At 61.1% G+C, this 20,135-nt stretch carries 17 protein-coding genes; 7 read left to right on the forward strand and 10 right to left on the reverse strand.

Annotation, left to right across the window (positions count from 1 at the left end; translation table 11 throughout):
* The first annotated feature begins 26 nt into the window (after positions 1-26).
* A complete protein-coding gene (locus tag AC3I65_RS21950) occupies positions 27-1,226 on the forward strand; it encodes a glycosyltransferase family 4 protein (protein WP_047228642.1) in 1,200 nt (399 codons plus the stop codon).
* A gap of 129 nt (positions 1,227-1,355) precedes the next feature.
* Here the strand turns inward: AC3I65_RS21950 and AC3I65_RS21955 are convergent, their stop codons facing one another.
* The 3 genes from AC3I65_RS21955 to AC3I65_RS21965 form a co-directional block, all read right to left on the reverse strand.
* Complete coding sequence (locus AC3I65_RS21955) at positions 1,356-2,459, reverse strand: NADH:flavin oxidoreductase (RefSeq protein WP_488524158.1); 1,104 nt, start codon at positions 2,457-2,459, stop codon at positions 1,356-1,358.
* A 159-nt stretch (positions 2,460-2,618) separates the two neighbouring features.
* Positions 2,619-3,101: a glutathione peroxidase gene (locus AC3I65_RS21960; protein ID WP_047228644.1), complete on the reverse strand. Its 483-nt coding sequence runs from the start codon at positions 3,099-3,101 to the stop codon at positions 2,619-2,621.
* Between the two features lie 113 nt (positions 3,102-3,214).
* Positions 3,215-3,700: an FKBP-type peptidyl-prolyl cis-trans isomerase gene (locus AC3I65_RS21965; RefSeq protein WP_047228645.1), complete on the reverse strand. Its 486-nt coding sequence runs from the start codon at positions 3,698-3,700 to the stop codon at positions 3,215-3,217.
* Here AC3I65_RS21965 and AC3I65_RS21970 point away from each other — a divergent pair.
* From AC3I65_RS21970 to yihG, 3 genes are read left to right on the forward strand one after another with little or no spacing between them, the layout of a single operon-like run.
* The gene (locus AC3I65_RS21970) at positions 3,669-4,007 is read left to right on the forward strand and encodes a DUF3565 domain-containing protein (protein WP_076383569.1); all 339 of its coding nucleotides are present in this window, start codon (positions 3,669-3,671) and stop codon (positions 4,005-4,007) included. The two genes, AC3I65_RS21965 and AC3I65_RS21970, sit on opposite strands and share 32 nt — an antisense overlap.
* A gap of 58 nt (positions 4,008-4,065) precedes the next feature.
* Positions 4,066-6,165 carry a phosphate acetyltransferase gene (gene pta / locus AC3I65_RS21975; protein ID WP_047228647.1) on the forward strand — a complete coding sequence of 700 codons (2,100 nt, stop codon included), beginning with the start codon at positions 4,066-4,068 and terminating at the stop codon, positions 6,163-6,165.
* Positions 6,166-7,074 (forward strand): 1-acylglycerol-3-phosphate O-acyltransferase, YihG family, encoded by a 909-nt coding sequence (yihG, locus tag AC3I65_RS21980; RefSeq protein WP_488524159.1) that lies wholly within the window; start codon positions 6,166-6,168, stop codon positions 7,072-7,074.
* A gap of 195 nt (positions 7,075-7,269) precedes the next feature.
* On the opposite strand, the gene cysN is transcribed toward yihG, so the two are convergent.
* The 3 genes from cysN to AC3I65_RS21995 all read right to left on the reverse strand — a co-directional run bounded on the left by cysN (position 7,270) and on the right by AC3I65_RS21995 (position 11,105).
* Positions 7,270-9,168 (reverse strand): sulfate adenylyltransferase subunit CysN, encoded by a 1,899-nt coding sequence (gene cysN, locus AC3I65_RS21985; protein ID WP_047228649.1) that lies wholly within the window; start codon positions 9,166-9,168, stop codon positions 7,270-7,272.
* A 9-nt stretch (positions 9,169-9,177) separates the two neighbouring features.
* Entirely contained in the window at positions 9,178-10,095 is a 918-nt protein-coding gene (gene cysD, locus AC3I65_RS21990; protein ID WP_003178041.1) for a sulfate adenylyltransferase subunit CysD, read from the reverse strand.
* A 251-nt stretch (positions 10,096-10,346) separates the two neighbouring features.
* Positions 10,347-11,105, reverse strand: coding sequence for a Nif3-like dinuclear metal center hexameric protein (locus AC3I65_RS21995; protein WP_047228650.1), 759 nt, complete (start codon positions 11,103-11,105; stop codon positions 10,347-10,349).
* 104 nt (positions 11,106-11,209) lie between these two features.
* On the opposite strand from AC3I65_RS21995, the gene algW reads away from it, so the two are divergent.
* The 3 genes from algW to AC3I65_RS22010 all read left to right on the forward strand — a co-directional run bounded on the left by algW (position 11,210) and on the right by AC3I65_RS22010 (position 15,378).
* Complete coding sequence (gene algW / locus AC3I65_RS22000) at positions 11,210-12,370, forward strand: Do family serine endopeptidase AlgW (RefSeq protein WP_047228651.1); 1,161 nt, start codon at positions 11,210-11,212, stop codon at positions 12,368-12,370.
* A gap of 170 nt (positions 12,371-12,540) precedes the next feature.
* A complete protein-coding gene (locus AC3I65_RS22005) occupies positions 12,541-14,646 on the forward strand; it encodes a TonB-dependent siderophore receptor (RefSeq protein ID WP_488524160.1) in 2,106 nt (701 codons plus the stop codon).
* A 12-nt stretch (positions 14,647-14,658) separates the two neighbouring features.
* A complete protein-coding gene (locus AC3I65_RS22010) occupies positions 14,659-15,378 on the forward strand; it encodes a DUF4198 domain-containing protein (RefSeq protein ID WP_488524161.1) in 720 nt (239 codons plus the stop codon).
* 194 nt (positions 15,379-15,572) lie between these two features.
* On the opposite strand, the gene hisC is transcribed toward AC3I65_RS22010, so the two are convergent.
* The 4 genes from hisC to murA all read right to left on the reverse strand — a co-directional run bounded on the left by hisC (position 15,573) and on the right by murA (position 20,119).
* The gene (gene hisC, locus AC3I65_RS22015) at positions 15,573-16,625 is read right to left on the reverse strand and encodes a histidinol-phosphate transaminase (RefSeq protein WP_076383565.1); all 1,053 of its coding nucleotides are present in this window, start codon (positions 16,623-16,625) and stop codon (positions 15,573-15,575) included.
* The gene (gene hisD, locus AC3I65_RS22020) at positions 16,622-17,965 is read right to left on the reverse strand and encodes a histidinol dehydrogenase (protein ID WP_047228655.1); all 1,344 of its coding nucleotides are present in this window, start codon (positions 17,963-17,965) and stop codon (positions 16,622-16,624) included. The genes hisC and hisD overlap by 4 nt, the downstream gene beginning before the upstream one ends.
* Positions 17,966-18,088: 123 nt before the next feature.
* Positions 18,089-18,724 (reverse strand): ATP phosphoribosyltransferase, encoded by a 636-nt coding sequence (gene hisG / locus AC3I65_RS22025; protein ID WP_047228656.1) that lies wholly within the window; start codon positions 18,722-18,724, stop codon positions 18,089-18,091.
* 129 nt (positions 18,725-18,853) lie between these two features.
* Positions 18,854-20,119 carry a UDP-N-acetylglucosamine 1-carboxyvinyltransferase gene (gene murA, locus AC3I65_RS22030; RefSeq protein ID WP_018614024.1) on the reverse strand — a complete coding sequence of 422 codons (1,266 nt, stop codon included), beginning with the start codon at positions 20,117-20,119 and terminating at the stop codon, positions 18,854-18,856.
* Between the last annotated feature and the right edge of the window lie 16 nt (positions 20,120-20,135).

The following is a 20,135-nucleotide window of genomic DNA, read 5'->3' on the forward strand; positions in this document are numbered from 1 at the left end:
CATCATTCAAGCGTCACAATGGCGAAATGGCCCCGGTCGACACTGGGGTCATGAGCACACACCTGCATATCACCCTCATCACCGAAACCTTCCCGCCGGAAATCAATGGCGTGGCCAATACCCTGGGCCGCCTGTGCGACGGCTTGCGCGCTCGCGGGCATCAGGTGGAATTGATACGGCCCCGTCAGGCTGGCGACCAACGCCAGGCCAGCGACGAGCAGTTGTTGCTGTGCCGAGGCTGGCCGCTACCGGGGTACCCGGGCTTGCAGTGGGGCCAGGCTTCGATGCACAAGCTGCTGCGGCGCTGGAAACGTCATCGCCCGGACGTGCTGTATATCGCCACGGAAGGGCCGCTGGGTTTATCGGCATTGCGGGCCGCGCGGCGCCTGGGCATCTCGGTGGTCAGTGGCTTCCACACCAATTTCCAGCAATACACCCAGCAGTATGGCCTCGGGTTGTTGAGTCGTGTCCTCACCCATTACCTGCGCTGGTTCCACAACAGCTCCAGCCTGACCCTGGTGCCGAGCCTCAGCCAGCGCATAGAGCTGGAACGCCGGCATTTCGAGCGCGTGGCGCTGTTGTCCCGCGGTGTGGACAGCCAACTGTTCCATCCGATCAAACGCTCGACAACCCTGCGTGAGGCCTGGGGCTTGGGCGATGACGATATTGCGCTGATCCACGTCGGGCGTCTGGCGTCGGAGAAGAACCTGGGTCTGCTCAAACGCAGTTTCAACACACTGTGCAGCGCTTTCCCGGAGCGGCGGCTGAAACTGGTGGTAGTAGGCGACGGTCCACAACGGGCCGCGCTGCAACAGGAACTGCCCGACGCGATCTTTTGTGGGGCCCAGCGTGGCGAATCGCTGGCCTGCCACTATGCGTCCGGGGATGTATTCGTCTTTCCGAGCCTGACCGAAACCTTCGGCAATGTCGTGCTGGAGGCGCTGGCGTCCGGGTTGGGTGTGGTGGCCTATGATCAGGCCGCGGCGGCGCAACACATCCGTCACGGTCACAACGGCGTGCTGGCCATGCCGGGGGATGAAGAGGCGTTCTGCGACGCGGCCCGGTGGCTGCTGGAGGAGCGTGAAACCTTGCGTTGTGTGCGGCTCAATGCGCGCCAGCATGCCAGTCGCCAGGGCTGGCCATCGGTGATCGAGCAGTTCGAGACGCAGTTGCGCGGGGTTTGTGTCGGTGAACAGGTGATGCCAGCTGCGCCGACGGTGCGCTGATTTTTTCAGTGATGCTGGGGCCGCCATCGCGAGCAGGCTCGCTCCCACAGGGTGTTGTGTTGATCACACGTTCGGTGAACAACCCAAATCCGGTGTGGGAGCGAGCCTGCTCGCGATGGCAGGCGCCGCTTAAACCAGTGTCATCAACGCCTCACGGCTGAACGGCAAGATCTCCTGCTCCCGGCCTTCACGCACTTTTTGCGCCCAATCCGGGTCTACCAGCAGGGCTCGCCCCACCGCCACCAGGTCGAACTCATCATTGTTCAGGCGCTCCAGCAGTTTCTCCAGGCTGGCCGGCTGCGCGACTTTGTCGGTGTTGACCATAAACTGCAGGAACTCGCCATCCAGGCCAACGCTGCCGACGGTGATGGTTGGCTTGCCGGTCAGCTTGCGGGTCCAGCCCGCCAGATTCAGCTCGGAGCCTTCGAATTCAGGCTCCCAGAAGCGACGTGTCGAGCAATGGAAAATATCCACACCGGCCTCTGCCAAAGGCTTGAGGAATTCGCCCAAGGCCTCTGGCGTTTGCACCAGACGCGCGGTGTAGTCCTGCTGCTTCCATTGGGAGAAACGGAAGATGATCGGGAACCCTTCACCTACCGCAGCACGCACGGCGCGGATCAGTTCGATGGCGAAGCGCGATCGGTTGGCCAGACTTCCACCATAACCGTCGGTGCGCTGGTTGCTGCCCTCCCAGAAGAACTGGTCCACCAGGTAACCATGGGCGCCGTGGATCTCCACGCCGTCCATGCCGATGCTCTGGGCGTCTTTCGCCGCCTGGGCGAACGCTGCGATGACTTCGTCGATATCCGCCTGGGTCATGCCGTGAACCACGACCTGGCCGTCCTTGAGTTTTTCCGAAGGACCATAGCCCGGCACGCTCGCGTCCGGCTCGGTCCCCAAGCGCCGCACGTTACCTACGTGCCAGAGCTGCGGAACGATCTTGCCGCCTTCGGCATGCACGGCATCAACCACTTGTTTCCAGCCGGCCAGCGCGGCCTCGCCGTAAAAATGCGGTACGTTCGGATAACCGTTGGAGGCCTTGTGCCCGACGGTCGTGCCTTCGGTAATGATCAGACCGACGCCGGCCGCCGCGCGACGGCGGTAATATTCCACGACGTTGGCGTTCGGCACGCCGCCTGGGGAAAAGGAGCGAGTCATCGGCGCCATCACGACCCGGGTCGGCAGCTCCAGCGCACCGAGATGGAAGGGTTTGAACAAGGCTTTTACAGGCATGGGACACTCCACGGAAACAGGGTCGCAGGTCGAATATGACAGCGATAATATGGACCGTGGAAAGCAATGGGTAGCACTATTGATTTGAATGATTGTGGATCAAAAGGAAGCCGAGAGGAGTGTGCCCGCACACAACAGGGTGATGGTTGCTCCAGAGGTTCAGCTCAAGGCTTTTTCGATAGCCTGGATCACGGCCGGATCATCCGGCGCCGTGCGCGGTGAGAAACGCGCCAGCACCCGACCGTCCTTGCCCAGCAGGAACTTCTCGAAGTTCCAGGTGATGTCCCCCGGAAACTCGGCCCCCTCGCCTGCCAGCAGACGGTACAACTGATGACGGTCGTGCCCGTTCACTTCCAGCTTGCTGGACAACGGGAACGTCACACCATAATTGAGGCTGCAGAAATCCTGGATTTCCTGTTCCGTCCCCGGCTCTTGTCCGGCGAACTGGTTGCAAGGCAGGCCCAGCACACAGAAACCCTTGGCCTTGTATTGCTGATAGAGGTTTTCCAACGCAGCGTACTGAGGTGTCAGGCCACATTTGGAGGCGACATTGACCACCAGCACGACTTGCCCCTTGAACGGCGCCAGATCAAGTTCCTGACCATCCAGGGCTTTAAGTTTAAGGTCGTGAAAAGCACTCATGACGAACTCCAGGTTTGCGGATCTTTTCGAACAGCCATGGACGATGCTAACAGCAACCGACTAAAAAGGCGCCGTAAGGCGCCTTTCCAGTTCACTTGAGCGTAGCCCACAAATCAGTGGTGATGACCACCTTCGCCATGGACGTGACCATGGGCGATTTCTTCCTGGCTGGCATCACGAATGTCGACGATCTTGACCTGGAAGTTCAAGCGCTGACCGGCCAACGGGTGGTTGCCGTCAACGGTGACGTCATCGCCTTCCAGGTCGCGGATGGTGACGATCTGCATCTGGCCATCGGGGGCCGAAGCGTGGAACTGCATGCCTACTTCCAGCTCATCCACGCCCTCGAACATGCTGCGGCTCAGGGTGCTGACCAGCTCGGCGGAGTATTCGCCATAAGCATCTTCCGGCTCAACGGTAACGTTCAGCTCGTCACCGGAAGTTTTACCTTCCAGGGCTTTTTCCAGACCCTGGATGATGTTGCCTGCGCCATGCAGGTAGACCAGCGGAGCGCCGCCGGCAGAGCTGTCGATGACCTCACCAGCGTCGTTGGTCAGGGTATAGTCGATGGAGACAGCCTTATTGGCGGCGATCAGCATGGGGCGAGACCTTTTGCATAAGAATGAAGAACGGACAAGTCTAAACAAGGATTTGCCCGAAAGCGAACGGAACCCGGACAAACGGGCTTGTTCGAACAGACCGACGGTCACCGGTTTTCATCAGGATGAGGACGGGCACTGGGTGGCCGAGCTGTCCTGTGGGCACACCCAGCATCTGCGCCACCTGCCGCCGTGGCAGTCCCGGGCCTGGGTGCTGGACCCGGCGCAACGTATTGAAAAAATAGGCCAGTCCTTTGACTGCGGCTGGTGCGCACAGGCCCCGGTTAGCGATAACCTTGGCGCCTGAATTGACGGTAGACGGCAGTTATAGCCTCGCCTTTGCCATGCACCTTTAGAGAATCCGCATGCAAACTTTTTTTATCGCGCCCACCGATTTTGGTGTGGGTCTGACCTCCATCAGCCTCGGGCTGGTGCGCACACTCGAACGGGCCGGGCTGAAAGTCGGTTTTTTCAAACCTATCGCCCAGCCCCATCCCGGCGATACCGGACCGGAACGCTCCACCGAACTGGTGGCCCGCACCCACGGCCTCAAGCCGCCGCAGCCGCTGGGCCTGGCGCACGTCGAACGCATGCTGGGCGACGGCCAGCTCGATGAGTTGCTGGAAGAAATCATCACCCTCTACCAGCAGGCTGCCATCGGCAAGGACGTGCTGGTCGTCGAGGGTATGGTCCCGACCCGCAACGCCAGCTATGCCGCGCGGGTCAACCTGCACCTGGCCAAGAGCCTGGACGCCGAGGTCATCCTGGTGTCGGCGCCGGAGAACGAAGTGCTGACCGAGCTTTCCGGTCGCGTCGAGCTGCAGGCGCAGTTGTTCGGCGGGCCCAAAGACCCGAAAGTCCTCGGCGTGATCCTGAACAAAGTCCATACCGAGGAAAGCATGGAGGCCTTCTCCGCGCGGCTCAAGGAGCACTCGCCGCTGTTGCGCAGCGGCGATTTCCGCCTGCTGGGTTGCATCCCGTTCCGCCCCGAACTCAACGCCCCACGCACCCGTGACGTGGCCGACCTGATGGGCGCGCAGGTGCTCAATGCCGGCGATTACGAAACCCGGCGCATGAGCAACATCATTATTTGCGCCCGCACCATGCGCAACACCGTGGAGCTGCTCAAGCCCGGCGTGCTGGTGGTGACCCCGGGTGATCGCGACGACATCATCCTGGCCGTGAGCCTGGCAGCGCTCAACGGCGTACCGTTGGCCGGCCTGCTGCTGACCAGCGACACCCTGCCCGACCCGCGCATCATGGACCTTTGTCGAGGCGCCTTGCAGGCGGGGCTTCCGGTGCTGTCGGTCAGTACCGGGTCTTACGACACCGCCAACCTGCTCAATGGCTTGAACAAGGAAATTCCGATCGACGACCGCGAACGTGCGGAGATCATCACCGATTTTGTCGCCAGCCACCTGGATGCCAAATGGCTGCATCAGCGTTGCGGTACGCCACGGGAAATGCGCTTGTCGCCGGCCGTGTTCCGCTACCAATTGATCCAGCGCGCCCAGGCCGCCGACAAACGCATTGTGCTGCCTGAGGGCAGTGAACCGCTGACAGTCCAGGCCGCCGCCATTTGCCAGGCCCGAGGCATCGCTCGCTGCGTGCTACTGGCCAAACCGGCGGACGTCGAGGCAGTGGCTCGAGCCCAGGGCATCGAACTGCCGCCGGGGCTGGAGATCCTCGACCCGGATTCGATTCGTGAGCGTTACGTCGAACCGATGGTGCGGCTGCGCAAGAGCAAAAGCCTGAACGCGCCGATGGCCGAACAGCAACTGGAAGACACCGTGGTGATCGGCACCATGATGCTGGCGCTCGATGAGGTCGACGGGCTGGTGTCCGGTGTTATCCACTCTACCGCCAACACCATCCGCCCGGCCTTGCAACTGATCAAAACCGCCCCGGGATGCTCGCTGGTGTCTTCGGTGTTTTTCATGCTGTTCCCCGAAGAAGTGCTGGTCTATGGCGACTGCGTGATGAACCCGCATCCCAGTGCCGCGGAGCTGGCGGAGATTGCCCTGCAAAGCGCCGACTCGGCTGCCGCGTTCGGCATCACGCCACGGGTGGCAATGCTCAGCTATTCCAGCGGCGAGTCGGCCAGCGGTGAAGAGGTGGAGAAAGTCCGCGAAGCCACCCTGCTGGCCCACGAGGCGCAACACGGCTTGCTGATCGACGGGCCGCTGCAATACGACGCCGCCGCCAACGAAACCGTGGCCCGACAACTGGCGCCCAATAGCCAGGTGGCCGGCCGGGCGACGGTGTTCATCTTCCCGGACCTGAACACCGGCAACACCACCCACAAGGCCGTGCAACGCAGCGCCGATTGCGTCAGCCTCGGGCCAATGCTGCAAGGCCTGCGCAAACCCGTAAACGACTTGCCCCGCGGCGCTCAGGTCGACGACATCGTGTACACCATCGCCCTGACCGCGATCCAGGCCGCCAACCGACCCATGGATATTTAAATGCTGGATTTCCTGCCTGCTCCTGTGCGCGGCGTCATTGCCTCGCTGCTGTTGGCGTTGAACACCATCGCCTGCTGCACCCCGCTGTTCATCGTGGCCATCTTCAAGCTGTTGCTGCCCTTCCCCGCCGCCCAGCGTTTCACCGACTGGCTGATGGGCCACATTCATGAAGCCTGGATCAGCAACAACAAGGCCTGGATGAACCTGCTGCGCCGCACCCGCTGGCACCTCAGCGGCCTGGAAGGCCTGGACTACCAGCACTCGTACCTGATCACCAGCAACCACCAGAGTTGGGTCGATATCATGGTGTTGCAGTACGTGCTGAACCGGCGCATTCGCCCATTGAAGTTCTTTCTCAAGCAGGAACTGATCTGGGTACCGGTGATCGGCCTGGCCTGGTGGGCCCTGGGGTTCCCGTTCATGAAGCGCTACTCCAAGGCTTACCTGGAGAAGTACCCGGAAAAGAAAAGCAAGGACCTGGAAACCACCCGCAAGACCTGCGCGAAATTTCGCAACAACCCCGTGGGCATCTTCAACTTCGTCGAAGGCACACGCTTCACCGAAGGCAAGCATGCCCAGCAACAGTCACCCTTTCGCTACCTGCTCAAACCCAAGGCCGGTGGGATTGCGTTTGTGCTCGATGCCATGGGCGAACAGCTGGAGTCGATCATCAACGTGACCATCCACTATCCCGGCGGCCGACCGGGGTACTGGGATTTGCTCTGCGGAAAAGTTGACGAAGTGGTGGTGCATTTCCAGGAACTGAAGATTCCGCCGCAGTTCATCGGCAGGAACTACGACCAGGACGGCGCCTATCGCCTGGAGTTCCAGGGCTGGATCAATCAGTTGTGGCAGGATAAAGATGCGTTGCTGGAACAGATGCATCGGGAGTATCCAGACCGCCATTGAATCCCTTGTGGGAGCGAGCCTGCTCGCGATTGCGGTGTCTCAGCTTGGATAAATGGAGACTGACCCACCGCTATCGCGAGCAGGCTCGCTCCCACAGTTGACCGAGTTGTTCCTTGAAATGAAAAAGCCCGCAGATGATCGCTCATCTGCGGGCTTTTTCTTGTCGCTTGAAGCTAGAAGCTTGCAGCGGCTTCCTTAGATCGCCCCACGCTTGCGCAGCAGATCCAGCACCTGCTTGACGCTCTCTTCCAGGGTCAGCGACTGGGTGTCGATCACCAGATCGGCGTCCAGCGGCACGTCATACGGGAAGGACTCACCGGGGATGTTGTCGCCGGCAGCAGCGTACAAACCTTGCGGATCACGCTGGGCGCAGACGATTGGCGAGGCCTGGACATAGACCGTCAGCAGACGTTCCTTGCCGATCAGGTCTTTGGCCTGCTCGCGCCCTTCTGCATTCGGCGCGACGAACGCGGCTAGGGTCAGCAGCCCGGCTTCGTTGAACTGACGGGCAACGTGGGCCGCACGACGCCAGTTCTCGGTACGTCCGGCACGGTCCTGTGGCAAGCCCTTGTTCAAGTCATGACGCAGGTTCTGGCCATCGAGCACGAAGACCGCACGACCCATGTCGAACAGCTTGCGTTCCACCGCATAGGCCAGCGTGCTTTTGCCAGCACCCGACAGGCCGCTGAACAGCACCGTGGCCGGTTGCTGGCCGAAGCGTTGGGCGCGCTCTTCCACCGACACATGAGCCAGTTTGCCGTGGTGCGTGCTGGTGCCGTGAGCCAGCGGCTGGGCGACGATCATGCCGGCGCCGACAGTGCCATTGGTCAGGCGATCGATGACGATGAACGCGCCGGTGGTGCGGTTGCTCTCGTAACCGTCCAGGGCGATCGGCGCATCCAGGGCGATCTTCACCTTGCCGATTTCGTTGAGCTGCAACGCGCTGGCCGGGCCTTCTTCCAAGGTGTTCACGTCGACCTTGTTGACGATGCTGGCAATCGAGCCCGGCACGTAACTGGTGGCGCGCTTGATGTCGTATTTCTTGCCCGGCAGCATCGGCTCTTCGGCCATCCACACCAACATCGCTTCGAAGCTGTCGGTGACCGGCGGCACGCTGTCGGCATGCACCAGCAGGTCGCCACGGGAGATGTCGATCTCATCTTCCATGGTCAGCGTCACTGCCTGGCCAGGGCCCGCGTGTTCCAGCTCGCCTTCGAAAGTGACGATGGACTTCACGCGGCTGCTCTTGCCCGAAGGCAGCACCACCACTTCGTCGCCCTTGTGCACGATGCCGCTGGCCAGGGTGCCGGCGAAACCGCGGAAGTTCAGGTTCGGACGGTTGACGTACTGCACCGGGAAACGCAGGTCGGTGAAGTTACGGTCGCCCGCCACTTCCACGGTCTCGAGAATTTCCATCAGCGACTGGCCGGTGTACCAAGGCGAGCGCTCGGACTTGTTCACCACGTTGTCGCCCTTGAGGGCCGACATCGGCACGAAGTGCATGCTGGTGGGCTTCATCTTCAAGCCTTCGGCGAACTTCAGATAGTCGGCCTTGATCGACTCGAACACTCCCTGGTCGAAGTCCTTGAGGTCCATCTTGTTGATGGCCACGACGATGTGCTTGATGCCCAGCAACGAGGCGATAAAGCTGTGGCGACGGGTCTGGGTCTGCACGCCGTAGCGGGCATCCACCAGAATGATCGCCAGGTCACAGGTGGAAGCTCCGGTGGCCATGTTGCGGGTGTACTGCTCATGGCCCGGGGTGTCGGCGATGATGAATTTGCGCTTGGCCGTGGAGAAATAGCGGTACGCGACATCGATGGTGATGCCTTGCTCGCGCTCGGCCTGCAAGCCATCGACCAGCAACGCCAGGTCGATGTCGTCACCGGTGGTGCCGACTTTCTTCGAATCGCGGGTAATGGCTTCCAGATGATCTTCGTAGATCATCTTGGAGTCGTGCAGCAGGCGCCCGATCAGGGTGCTCTTGCCGTCGTCGACGTTACCGCAGGTCAAAAAACGCAGCAGCTCTTTGCGCTCGTGCTGGCCCAGGTAAGCGAGGATGTCCTCGCTGATCAAATCAGATTGGTGCGACATGACAACCCCTTAGAAATAACCCTGACGTTTCTTATCTTCCATCGAGCCTGCGCCATCGTGGTCGATGACCCGGCCCTGGCGCTCGGAAGTTCGCGTCAGGAGCATTTCCTGAATGATGTCCGTCAGGCTTTCGGCCTCGGACTCCACCGCGCCCGTCAACGGGTAGCAGCCAAGGGTACGGAACCGCACTTTCTTTTTGACGATACGGGCTTTGTCTTCATCGGACAGGTGCTCGAGGATGCGCTCGTCGTCGATCATGATCAGCGTGCCGTTCTTCTCGATCACTTCGCGCTCGGCGGCGAAGTACAGCGGCACGATCGGGATACCTTCGAGGTAGATGTACTGCCAGATGTCCAGCTCGGTCCAGTTCGACAGCGGGAATACGCGGATCGACTCGCCCTTGTTGACCTTGCCGTTGTAGACGTTCCACAGCTCCGGGCGCTGGTTCTTCGGATCCCAGCGATGCTTGCTGTCGCGGAACGAGTACACGCGCTCCTTGGCGCGGGACTTCTCTTCATCGCGGCGGGCACCACCAAAAGCGGCGTCGAAACCATACTTGTCCAGAGCCTGTTTCAGGCCTTCGGTCTTCATGATGTCGGTGTGCTTGGCGCTGCCGTGAGTAAACGGGTTGATGCCTTGCGCCACGCCGTCCGGGTTCACGTGAGTGATCAGGTCCAGGCCCAGTTCTTCAACCATGCGGTCGCGGAACTTGTACATTTCCTGGAATTTCCAGCGGGTGTCGACATGCATCACCGGAAACGGCAGCTTGCCGGGGAAGAACGCCTTGCGTGCCAGGTGCAGCATCACGGCGGAGTCTTTACCGATGGAGTACAGCATCACCGGGTTATCGAACTCGGCGGCCACCTCGCGGATGATGTGGATGCTTTCCGCCTCCAGCTGTTTCAGATGCGTCAGTTTGTCGACCATGGCTACTCACGAAAACTTTCTTATGAACGGCCAGCGGGCCGTGTTCGAGCGGGGAATCCTAGCACAGCGACCTCTTCTAATCAGGGCGCCAACTAGATCGAAACAGCATATGGATATGCCTGCCGGTTCGGGCGTTGCGGTGGCCTCCGTGGGAGCAAAGCTTGCTCGCGATGACGTCGGCACATGCAATACCGCTATCGCGAGCAAGCTTTGCTCCCACAGGCCCGCTCCCACATTCAGTTCAGCGTTAGTCAGATGGGATTCGGGCAATCTATGAAGATATGCTCCAAAGCAAAGCGCCGCGCCAGGTAATCGCCCAATGCCTGCACACCATAGCGCTCGGTCGCATGGTGCCCGGCGGCGATGAAGCTGATGCCGTTTTCCCGGGCGCTGTGAAAGGTCTGCTCGGACGCCTCGCCACTGAGAAACAGATCAACCCCGGCCAGCACGGCCTGATCGATGTAGCCCTGGCCTCCGCCCGTGCACCAGCCGACCCGGCGGATCATCTGCTCGCCTTCGATCAACAAAGGCTCGCGGCCCATGACTTCCTGCACTTTACGGGCGAAGTCCCGGGGCGTCATCGGTTCGGACAAGGAGCCTACCAGGCCGACGACCTTGGGGTTGTCCGGGTCCAGCGGCCCTTCGACGGTAATGTCCAACTGGCGAGCCAATTGCACGTTATTGCCCACCTCGGCATGCAGATCCAGCGGCAAGTGGTAGGCCAGCAGACTGATATCGTGCTTGAGCAAGGTTTTGAGGCGACGTTGCTTCATGCCGGTGACGCACGGATTTTCGCCTTTCCAGAAATACCCGTGATGCACCAGCACCAGATCAGCGTCAGCCTCCACTGCAGCATCGAGCAATGCCTGGCTGGCGGTGACACCGCTGACAATGCGCGTCACCTGAGGGGCGCCTTCGACCTGCAAACCGTTGGGGCAGTAATCGGCAATCCTGGCGGCGGCCAGGTAACGATCCGCTTCTTCTACCAGGGTGTTCAGGGCTACGGCCATGAAAAGACTCCTAAATATCCCGTTCAGAGGCGCGCGCGGCCTCGTATAATGCGCGACATTATGGGCGGTCTCACACCGCCTGCAACCTTTGTAGGACGTGCTTAATGCTCAAGGCGCTGCGTTTTTCCGGCTGGCCTCTGTTGGCCGGCGTGCTTGTCGCTCTACTGATTATCCAGCGTTATCCGGAGTGGGTCGGCCTACCGAGCCTCGACGTCAACCTGCAGCAGGCGCCACAGACCAAGGCACTGCAACAAGGGCCGGTGTCCTACGCCGATGCCGTGACGATCGCGGCACCGGCCGTGGTCAACCTGTACACCACCAAGGTCGTCAACAAATCCAGCCATCCCCTGTTCGAAGACCCGCAGTTCCGGCGCTTCTTCGGCGACAACTCACCCAAGCAGAAACGCATGGAGTCGAGCCTGGGTTCGGGCGTAATCATGAGCCCTGAAGGTTATATCCTGACCAACAACCACGTCACCAGCGGCGCCGATCAGATTGTGGTGGCGCTCAAGGATGGTCGCGAAACCCTGGCCCGGGTGATCGGCAGCGACCCGGAAACCGACCTTGCGGTGCTGAAGATCGACCTGAAGAACCTGCCGGCCATCACCATTGGGCGTTCGGACAGCATCCGCATCGGCGATGTCACCCTGGCCATCGGCAACCCCTTCGGCGTCGGCCAGACCGTGACCATGGGCATCATCAGCGCCACTGGGCGCAATCAGTTGGGCCTGAACAATTACGAAGACTTCATCCAGACCGATGCCGCGATCAACCCCGGAAACTCCGGCGGCGCGCTGGTGGATGCCAACGGCAATCTGACCGGGATCAACACGGCGATCTTCTCCAAGTCCGGCGGCAGCCAGGGCATCGGTTTTGCGATTCCGGTGAAGCTGGCCATGGAAGTGATGAAGTCCATCATCGAACACGGCCAGGTGATTCGCGGCTGGCTGGGTATTGAAGTGCAGCCGCTGTCCCAGGAGTTGGCGGAGTCCTTCGGCCTGTCCGGGCGTCCCGGGATCGTGGTAGCAGGCATTTTCCGCGATGGCCCGGCCCAGAAGGCCGGCCTGCAACTGGGCGACGTGATCCTGAGCATCGACGGCGAACCCGCCGGTGACGGCCGTCGCTCGATGAACCAGGTGGCGCGGATCAAACCCACCGACAAGGTCGCCATCCAGGTGATGCGCAACGGCAAGGAGCTCAAGCTCACCGCAGAAATCGGTTTGCGCCCACCGCCGGCACCGGTGGTGGTGAAGGAAGAAGAGTAACTGCGCGATAGCAACGGCCTTGCTGGCCAAGAGTCCCTTGTGGCGAGGGAGCTTGCTCCCTTGCCACAAAAAACCGTGTTCGCCGCGGTTATTTTAGTCGGCCAGGAATAGCATAAATTCTCATTAGTAGTGTTATATTGTTTCAATACTAAAAATTGGAACAACATAACATGTCATCTCTAAAACGGATTTCCCTCGCCAGCCTGGCCTTGGGTCTGCTGGGTGACCCGGTGATCGCCGAGGAAATCCAGCCGATGGAACTGGACGCCATCAACGTCTCTGCCGACTACGAATCCCCTACCGGACCGGTGACGGGCTATCGCGCCACTCGCTCCGCCAGCGCCACCAAAACCGACACCGCCCTGCGGGACATCCCGCAATCGATCAGTGTGATCCCCGCCAGCGTCCTCAATGATCTGGGCAGCACCAACGTCGAACGGGCCCTGGAATATGCCGGCGGCGTGTCAAAGCAAAACAACTTCGGCGGCCTGACACTCTACGAATACAGCGTGCGTGGCTTTACCACTTCGGAGTTCTACAAGGACGGCTTCAGCGCCAACCGCGGTTATCCGAGTACGCCGGATGCGGCCAACATTGAACGCATCGAGGTGCTTAAAGGACCGGCGGCCAGCCTGTACGGGCGCGGCGACCCCGGCGGTACGGTGAACATCGTCACCAAGAAGCCCCAGCCCGAAGCCTTCACCACCCTGCAAACCAGCGCCGGCAGTTGGGATCGCTACCGCACCGCGCTGGACGTCAACACACCACTGGACGCTGAGGGCAATCTGCTGTCGCGGGTCAACCTGGCGATCGAGGACAATCACAGCTTTCGCGATCACGTCCAGAGCAAGCGCGTCTTCGTCGCCCCCTCCCTCAGTTGGCAACTGAGCCCCGATACGCGCCTGCTGGTGGAAAGCGAAATCGTGCGTCACAGCTCAACGTTCGATCGCGGCATCGTGGCGCCGAACAACCGTTGGAGCGGTGTTTCCCGCTCGACCTTTTTGGGCGAACCCAACGACGGCGACATCGACAACCACAACAACATGCTCCAGGCGGCCCTCGAACATCAGCTCAACGACGCCTGGCAACTGCGCCTGGCCAGCCATTACAAACAGGGCGAACTCTGGGGCTTCGCCTCCGAAGCGCGGCCGCTGAACGCCGACGGTCGTACGGTGAACCGCCGCTACCGCGAGCGCGACAACAATTGGCACGACAGCATTACCCAGCTTGAATTACGCGGGCTGTTTGACCTCGGGCCCTGGCAGCACGAATTGCTGATCGGCACCGAATACGAGGACTATCGCAAGAACGAGCGCGTGACCACGATCAACGGTGGCACTTACCCCATCGACATCTATCAACCGGTCTATGGCCAGCCGAAACCTGATGGTCAACGTACCGGCACCGATTTTTTCGAGCGTGTGAAAAGCCGTGCGCTGAATCTTCAGGACCAGATCGTCTTCACCGACAAACTGCGGGGCATGATCGGCGTGCGTTATGAGCATTTCGAGCAGAGCATTGACGACCACACCACGCAGCTCACCAGCCGCCAGCGTCATGACACCTTCACGCAACGGGCCGGCCTGCTGTACCAACTGACACCCGAGGTCGGACTGTTCGCCAACGCCTCCACCTCGTTCAAGCCCAACAATGGCCTGGATGCCGGGGGCAAAACCTTCGATCCGGAGGAAGGCGTTGGCTATGAAGTGGGGATCAAGAGCGAGCTGTTCGATGATCGCCTGAGCACCACTCTGGCGGCGTTCCATATCGAAAAGGAAAACGTCCTGGCGCGGGACCCGGCCACAGACTCCAACCGCGCCATGGGCAAGGCCCGCAGCCAGGGACTCGATCTGCAGGTCACCGGGCAGGTAACTGACGCCATCCGGGTGATCGGCGCCTTCGCCTACATCGATGCCGAAGTGACCAAGGGTGACGAAACCATTCCCACTGGCAGCCGGATTCTTGGCGTCGCCAAGCACAGCGGCAGCCTGCTCGGCGTCTACGAATTCCAGGACGGCCACCTGCGCGGCTCCGACGTGGGTGCGGCATTTACATACGTCGGGGATCGCTCCGGCGAAGCCGGCAAGGACTTCGAACTGCCGGCCTACCACACCGTGGATCTGCTGGCCCATTACAAGGCCAGCGACAACGTCACCGTGGGCCTGAACCTGAACAACGTCTTCGACGAAAAATACTACGAGCGCTCGTACAGCAACTACTGGGTCAACCCCGGCGAGCCACGCAACTTTACCGTCAGCCTCACCCTTGATCTGTAAAAAGGAAAATCAATGAAATACCCCAAGACCTTCGCCCTTCTCAGCCTGTTCCTGGCCACACAAGCCTCGGCCCATGGCCTGTGGACCGAACAACGGCGCGGCAACATCGAAGTGATCTACGGCCACGGCGCCGAGGACAATGCCTTCAAGGCGCAGAAAATCAGCGGTGCGTGGGCCTATGACCTGGGCGGCAAGATGATCCCGGTCACCGTCGAACGCTTGCCCGACCATGCTCGCTTGCAACCCCTCAAGCCACCGGCCGTGATGGCCGTGGAACTGGACAATGGCATGTGGTCCCAGACCGCTGACAAGAAATGGATCAACGAAGGCCGCACGAAGGTGCCCGGGGCGATTGAATCGACCCACACCTTCAAGTACAGCCTGGCGATCTACGAGCCGGGAGCGAAGTTGCCGAAACTTGATCAGGTCAAGTTCCTGATCCTGCCGGAAGTCGACCCGCTGACCGTAGGCCCGGGCCAGTCACTGCCGGTACAGGTGCTGCTGGACGGGAAACCGGCCGCCGGGGTGAAGCTGGTGGGTGATTACCGCAGCGCACCGGACACCGTATCAGCAGAAACCGACCCCGAAGGCCGGGCCAAGGTGCTGGTGCGTAACGAAGGGTTGAATGTGATCGCCGCGCAGATGGAAATCGCGCTCAAGGACAACAAGGACGTGGCAACGCGCGGGGTGTTCACCTCGCTGACCTTCCTGGGTGAAGAGCATCACGAGTAAGGCCCAACAACTGTGGGAGCGAGTCTGCTCGCGATGGCGGTGGATCAGCCAGATGGATGTTGACTGACACTACGCCATCGCGAGCAGGCTCGCTCCCACAGGGTGCCTCTGCTGGTTACAAAATTTGTATTCGCAACGACTCTACTGTGGGAGCGAGCCTGCTCGCGATAAGGCCATCAGCCCCCTTCCTAACTTTAGAGTTCACCCAGGGCTTCGATCAGCGCCTGGTTCTGCTCCGGCGTGCCGATGCTGATTCGTAGGAACTGGGCAATCCGCTCCTGCTTGAAGTGCCGCACGATCACGCCTTGTTCGCGCAATTTCGCCGCCAGCCCTGCCGCATCGTGCCGGGGGTGACGGGCGAAGATGAAGTTGGCCGCCGAAGGCAACACGTCAAAGCCCTTGGCCTGCAACTGCGCCACCACCCATTCACGGTGCTCGATGACCAACCGGCAGGTCTGCTCGAAATACTCCCGATCGTCGAACGCCGCCGCGCCCCCGACATTCGCCAGGCGATCCAGGGGGTAGGAGTTGAAGCTGTTCTTGATCCGCTCCAGCGCTTCGATCAGGTCCGGATGGCCCACCGCCAGGCCCACCCGCAATCCTGCCAATGAGCGGGACTTGGACAGGGTCTGGGTCACCAGCAGGTTCGGATAGCGGTCCACCAGACTGATGGCGGTCTCGCCGCCGAAGTCGATATAGGCTTCATCAACCACCACCACCGAGTCCGGGCTGGCCTTGAGGATCTGCTCGACCGCTTCCAGGGCCAGCAGGCAGCCGGTGGGAGCGTTCGGATTGGGGAAGATGATCCCGCCGTTTGGTTTGGCATAGTCCGCCGGGTCGATCTGGAACTGCGCGTCCAGCGGCACTGCGTCGAACTGGATGCCGTACAGCCCGCAATACACCGGATAAAAGCTGTAACTGATGTCCGGGAACAACAGCGGCTGATCGTGCTGCAGCAGCCCGTGGAAAATGTGCGCCAGCACTTCGTCCGAACCGTTGCCCAGGAACACCTGGTTGCTCTGCACACCGTAATAGCGGGCCACGGCGCTTTTCAGCAGATCGCTGTTGGGATCCGGGTACAGGCGCAGGTTGTCGTTCAGCTCGGTTTGCATCGCCGCCAGGGCCTTGGGCGACGGGCCGTAGGGGTTCTCGTTGGTGTTGAGCTTGACCAGGCGGGTCAGCTTCGGCTGTTCGCCCGGCACGTAAGGCACCAGATTCTTGACGAACGGGCTCCAGAATTTACTCATTTCAGTTTCCCCTGCCCTTCAATGGAGCGCTCATCAAGGATGCGGTATTCGGCACTGCGGGCGTGGGCGCTCAGCGACTCGCCACGGGCCAGCACCGAAGCGGTCTTGCCCAGTTCGGACGCACCTTGCTCGGAGCAGAAGATGATCGACGAACGTTTCTGGAAGTCATACACCCCCAGCGGCGACGAGAAACGCGCCGTACCGGAAGTCGGCAAGACGTGGTTGGGACCTGCGCAATAGTCACCCAGGGCTTCGCTGGTGTGGCGGCCCATGAAGATCGCACCGGCGTGGCGGATCTGCGGCAGCCAGGCCTGCGGGTCAGCGACCGACAACTCCAGGTGCTCCGGCGCGATGCGGTTGGCGACCTCGATGGCCTGTTCCATGTTCTCGACCTTGATCAGCGCGCCACGGCCGTTGATCGAGGTGTTGATGATCTCGGCGCGGTCCATGGTCGGCAGCAGCTTGTCGATGCTGGCAGCCACTTTGTCGAGGAACTCGGCGTCCGGGCTGACCAGGATCGCCTGGGCGTCTTCGTCGTGCTCGGCCTGGGAAAACAGGTCCATGGCGATCCAGTCCGGGTCGGTCTGGCCGTCGCACACCACCAGGATCTCCGACGGGCCGGCGATCATGTCGATACCGACCTGACCGAACACGTGGCGCTTGGCGGTGGCGACATAGATATTGCCTGGCCCCACCACCTTGTCGACCCGCGGCACGCTCTCTGTGCCATAGGCCAGCGCAGCGACGGCCTGGGCGCCACCAATGGTGAACACCCGGTCCACCCCGGCGATGCAGGCAGCGGCCAGCACCAGTTCATTGATTTCGCCGCGCGGGGTCGGCACCACCATGACCACTTCGGTCACGCCAGCGACTTTGGCTGGGATCGCGTTCATCAACACCGAGGATGGATACGACGCCTTGCCACCCGGCACGTACAGACCGGCGCGGTCCAGCGGCGTGACCTTTTGGCCCAGCACCGTGCCGTCGGCTTCGGTGTAGCTCCAGGAGTCCTGTTTCTGCCTCTCGTGATAGTCGCGCACCCGCGATGCGGCTTTTTCCAGGGCTTCGCGCTGCGGCACCGTGATCCGGGTCAGGGCCAGTTCCAGGCGCTCGCGCGGCAGGATCAGATCAGCCATGGACGCCACTTGCAGGCCATCGAATTTCTGGGTGAATTCCACCAAAGCTGCGTCGCCACGCTCGCGCACAGCCTTGATGATGTCCAGCACCCGCTGATTGACCGAGTCGTCAGACACACTTTCCCAGCTCAGCAGATGATCCAGATGATGTGCGAAATCCGGGTCGGCAGCGTTGAGTCGGCGAATCGAAGTGGGAGCGGTCATAGCGAGGGCCTCATTAATGGCAAATGCTCAGGCGCCCTAAGCTACCAGTCCATTCGCGTGGGCACCTGAGAAAATTGGCTATGACACGGATAGACGGGCGCGACTCAAGGTCGCGCAGGTGAATCAGCCGCGGTGTCGCGATTCCACTGCCTTGCGCAGGGTATCGATCAAAGCCTGGATACGGGCGTGCTGCATTTTCATCGAAGCCTTGTTGACGATCAGCCGGGAGGTGATGTCGGCAATGAAATCCTGGGGCTCCAGGCCATTGGCCCGCAGGGTGTTGCCGGTGTCGACCACATCGATGATCTTGTCCGCCAGGCCGATCAGCGGCGCCAGCTCCATCGAACCGTACAACTTGATGATATCGACCTGACGGCCCTGCTCGGCGTAATAACGCTTGGCAATGTTGACGAACTTGGTCGCCACCCGCAAACGGCCCTTGGGCTCTGGCGCACCGACTTTGCCGGCGGTCATCAGCTTGCAGCGGGCGATCCGCAGGTCCAGGGGCTCGTACAGGCCCTGGCCGCCGTACTCCATCAGCACGTCCTTACCGGCAACGCCCAGGTCGGCGGCGCCATGTTCAACGTAAGTCGGAACATCGGTGGCGCGCACGATCAGCAAGCGTACATCGGCTTGAGTCGTAGGAATGATCAGCTTGCGGCTCTTGTCCGGATTCTCGGTCGGCACGATGCCCGCTTCAGCCAGAAGCGGCAAGGTGTCATCAAGGATGCGGCCCTTGGACAGTGCAATGGTCAACATGGGAAACGTCAGTCCTTATCAAGGTACTCATGCCCGGTCGCAAGCGGCGCCGGACACACATCGAGGGTGTTACCACCCTCGACCTGAAACGAAATCAACAGGCGCGTCCCTGCGCCCATGCAGCCGGACCTAGCCCGGTACGCGACGGATCTTGGCGCCGAGCATCTGCAGTTTCTCTTCGATGCACTCGTAACCACGGTCGATGTGGTAGATACGGTCGATCAGGGTGTCGCCTTCGGCAACCAGGGCCGAAATCACCAGACTGGCCGAAGCCCGCAGGTCGGTGGCCATCACTGGCGCGCCCTTGAGTTTCTCGGTACCGGTCACGATGGCGGTGTTGCCTTCGACCTGGATCTTGGCGCCCATGCGGTGCAGTTCGTAGACGTGCATGAAACGGTTTTCGAAGATCGTCTCGATCACCGCACCGGTGCCTTCGGCAATGGCGTTGAGGGAGATGAACTGCGCCTGCATGTCGGTCGGGAACGCCGGATACGGGGCGGTCCGCACGTTGACGGCTTTAGGCCGCTTGCCGTGCATGTTCACTTCGATCCAGTCTTCGCCGCAGGTGACTTCGGCACCGGCTTCCTTGAGTTTCTCCAGGACGGCTTCAAGAATGGTCGGATCGGTGTCCTTGACCTTGACGCGGCCACCGGTGACAGCAGCAGCCACCAGATAGGTGCCGGTTTCGATCCGGTCCGGCATCACTTTGTAAGTGGCCGAATGCAGGCGCTCAACACCATCGATGGTGATGGTATCGGTGCCGGCGCCGCTGATCTTGGCGCCCATGGCGATCAGGAAGTTCGCCAGGTCGACCACTTCAGGCTCGCGAGCGGCGTTTTGCAGCACGCTGCGGCCCTTGGCCAGTGCGGCCGCCATCATGATGTTCTCGGTACCGGTCACACTGACGGTATCGAAGAAGAAGTGAGCGCCGCGCAGGCCGCCTTCAGGCGCCTTGGCCTTGATGTAGCCACCCTCGACGTCGATCACCGCACCCATGGCTTCCAGGCCGCGGATATGCAGGTCCACCGGACGCGAGCCGATGGCGCAACCACCCGGCAAGGCAACTTCGGCTTCACCAAAACGGGCGACCATCGGTCCCAGTACCAGAATCGACGCACGCATGGTCTTCACCAGTTCGTACGGGGCGATCAGGGTCTTGATGGTGCGCGGGTCGATCTCGACGCTGAGCTTTTCGTCGATCACCGGTTCAATGCCCATGCGACCGAACAGCTCGATCATGGTGGTGATGTCGTGCAAGTGCGGCAGGTTCGCCACGGTCACCGGGCCATCGCACAGCAACGTCGCGGCCAGGATCGGCAGGGCGGAGTTCTTTGCCCCGGAGATGCGGATTTCGCCATCAAGACGAACGCCGCCGGTAATAATCAGTTTATCCATAAGAATCTCGACGCCC

It is taken from the genome of Pseudomonas sp. N-1-13 (assembly GCF_057787095.1).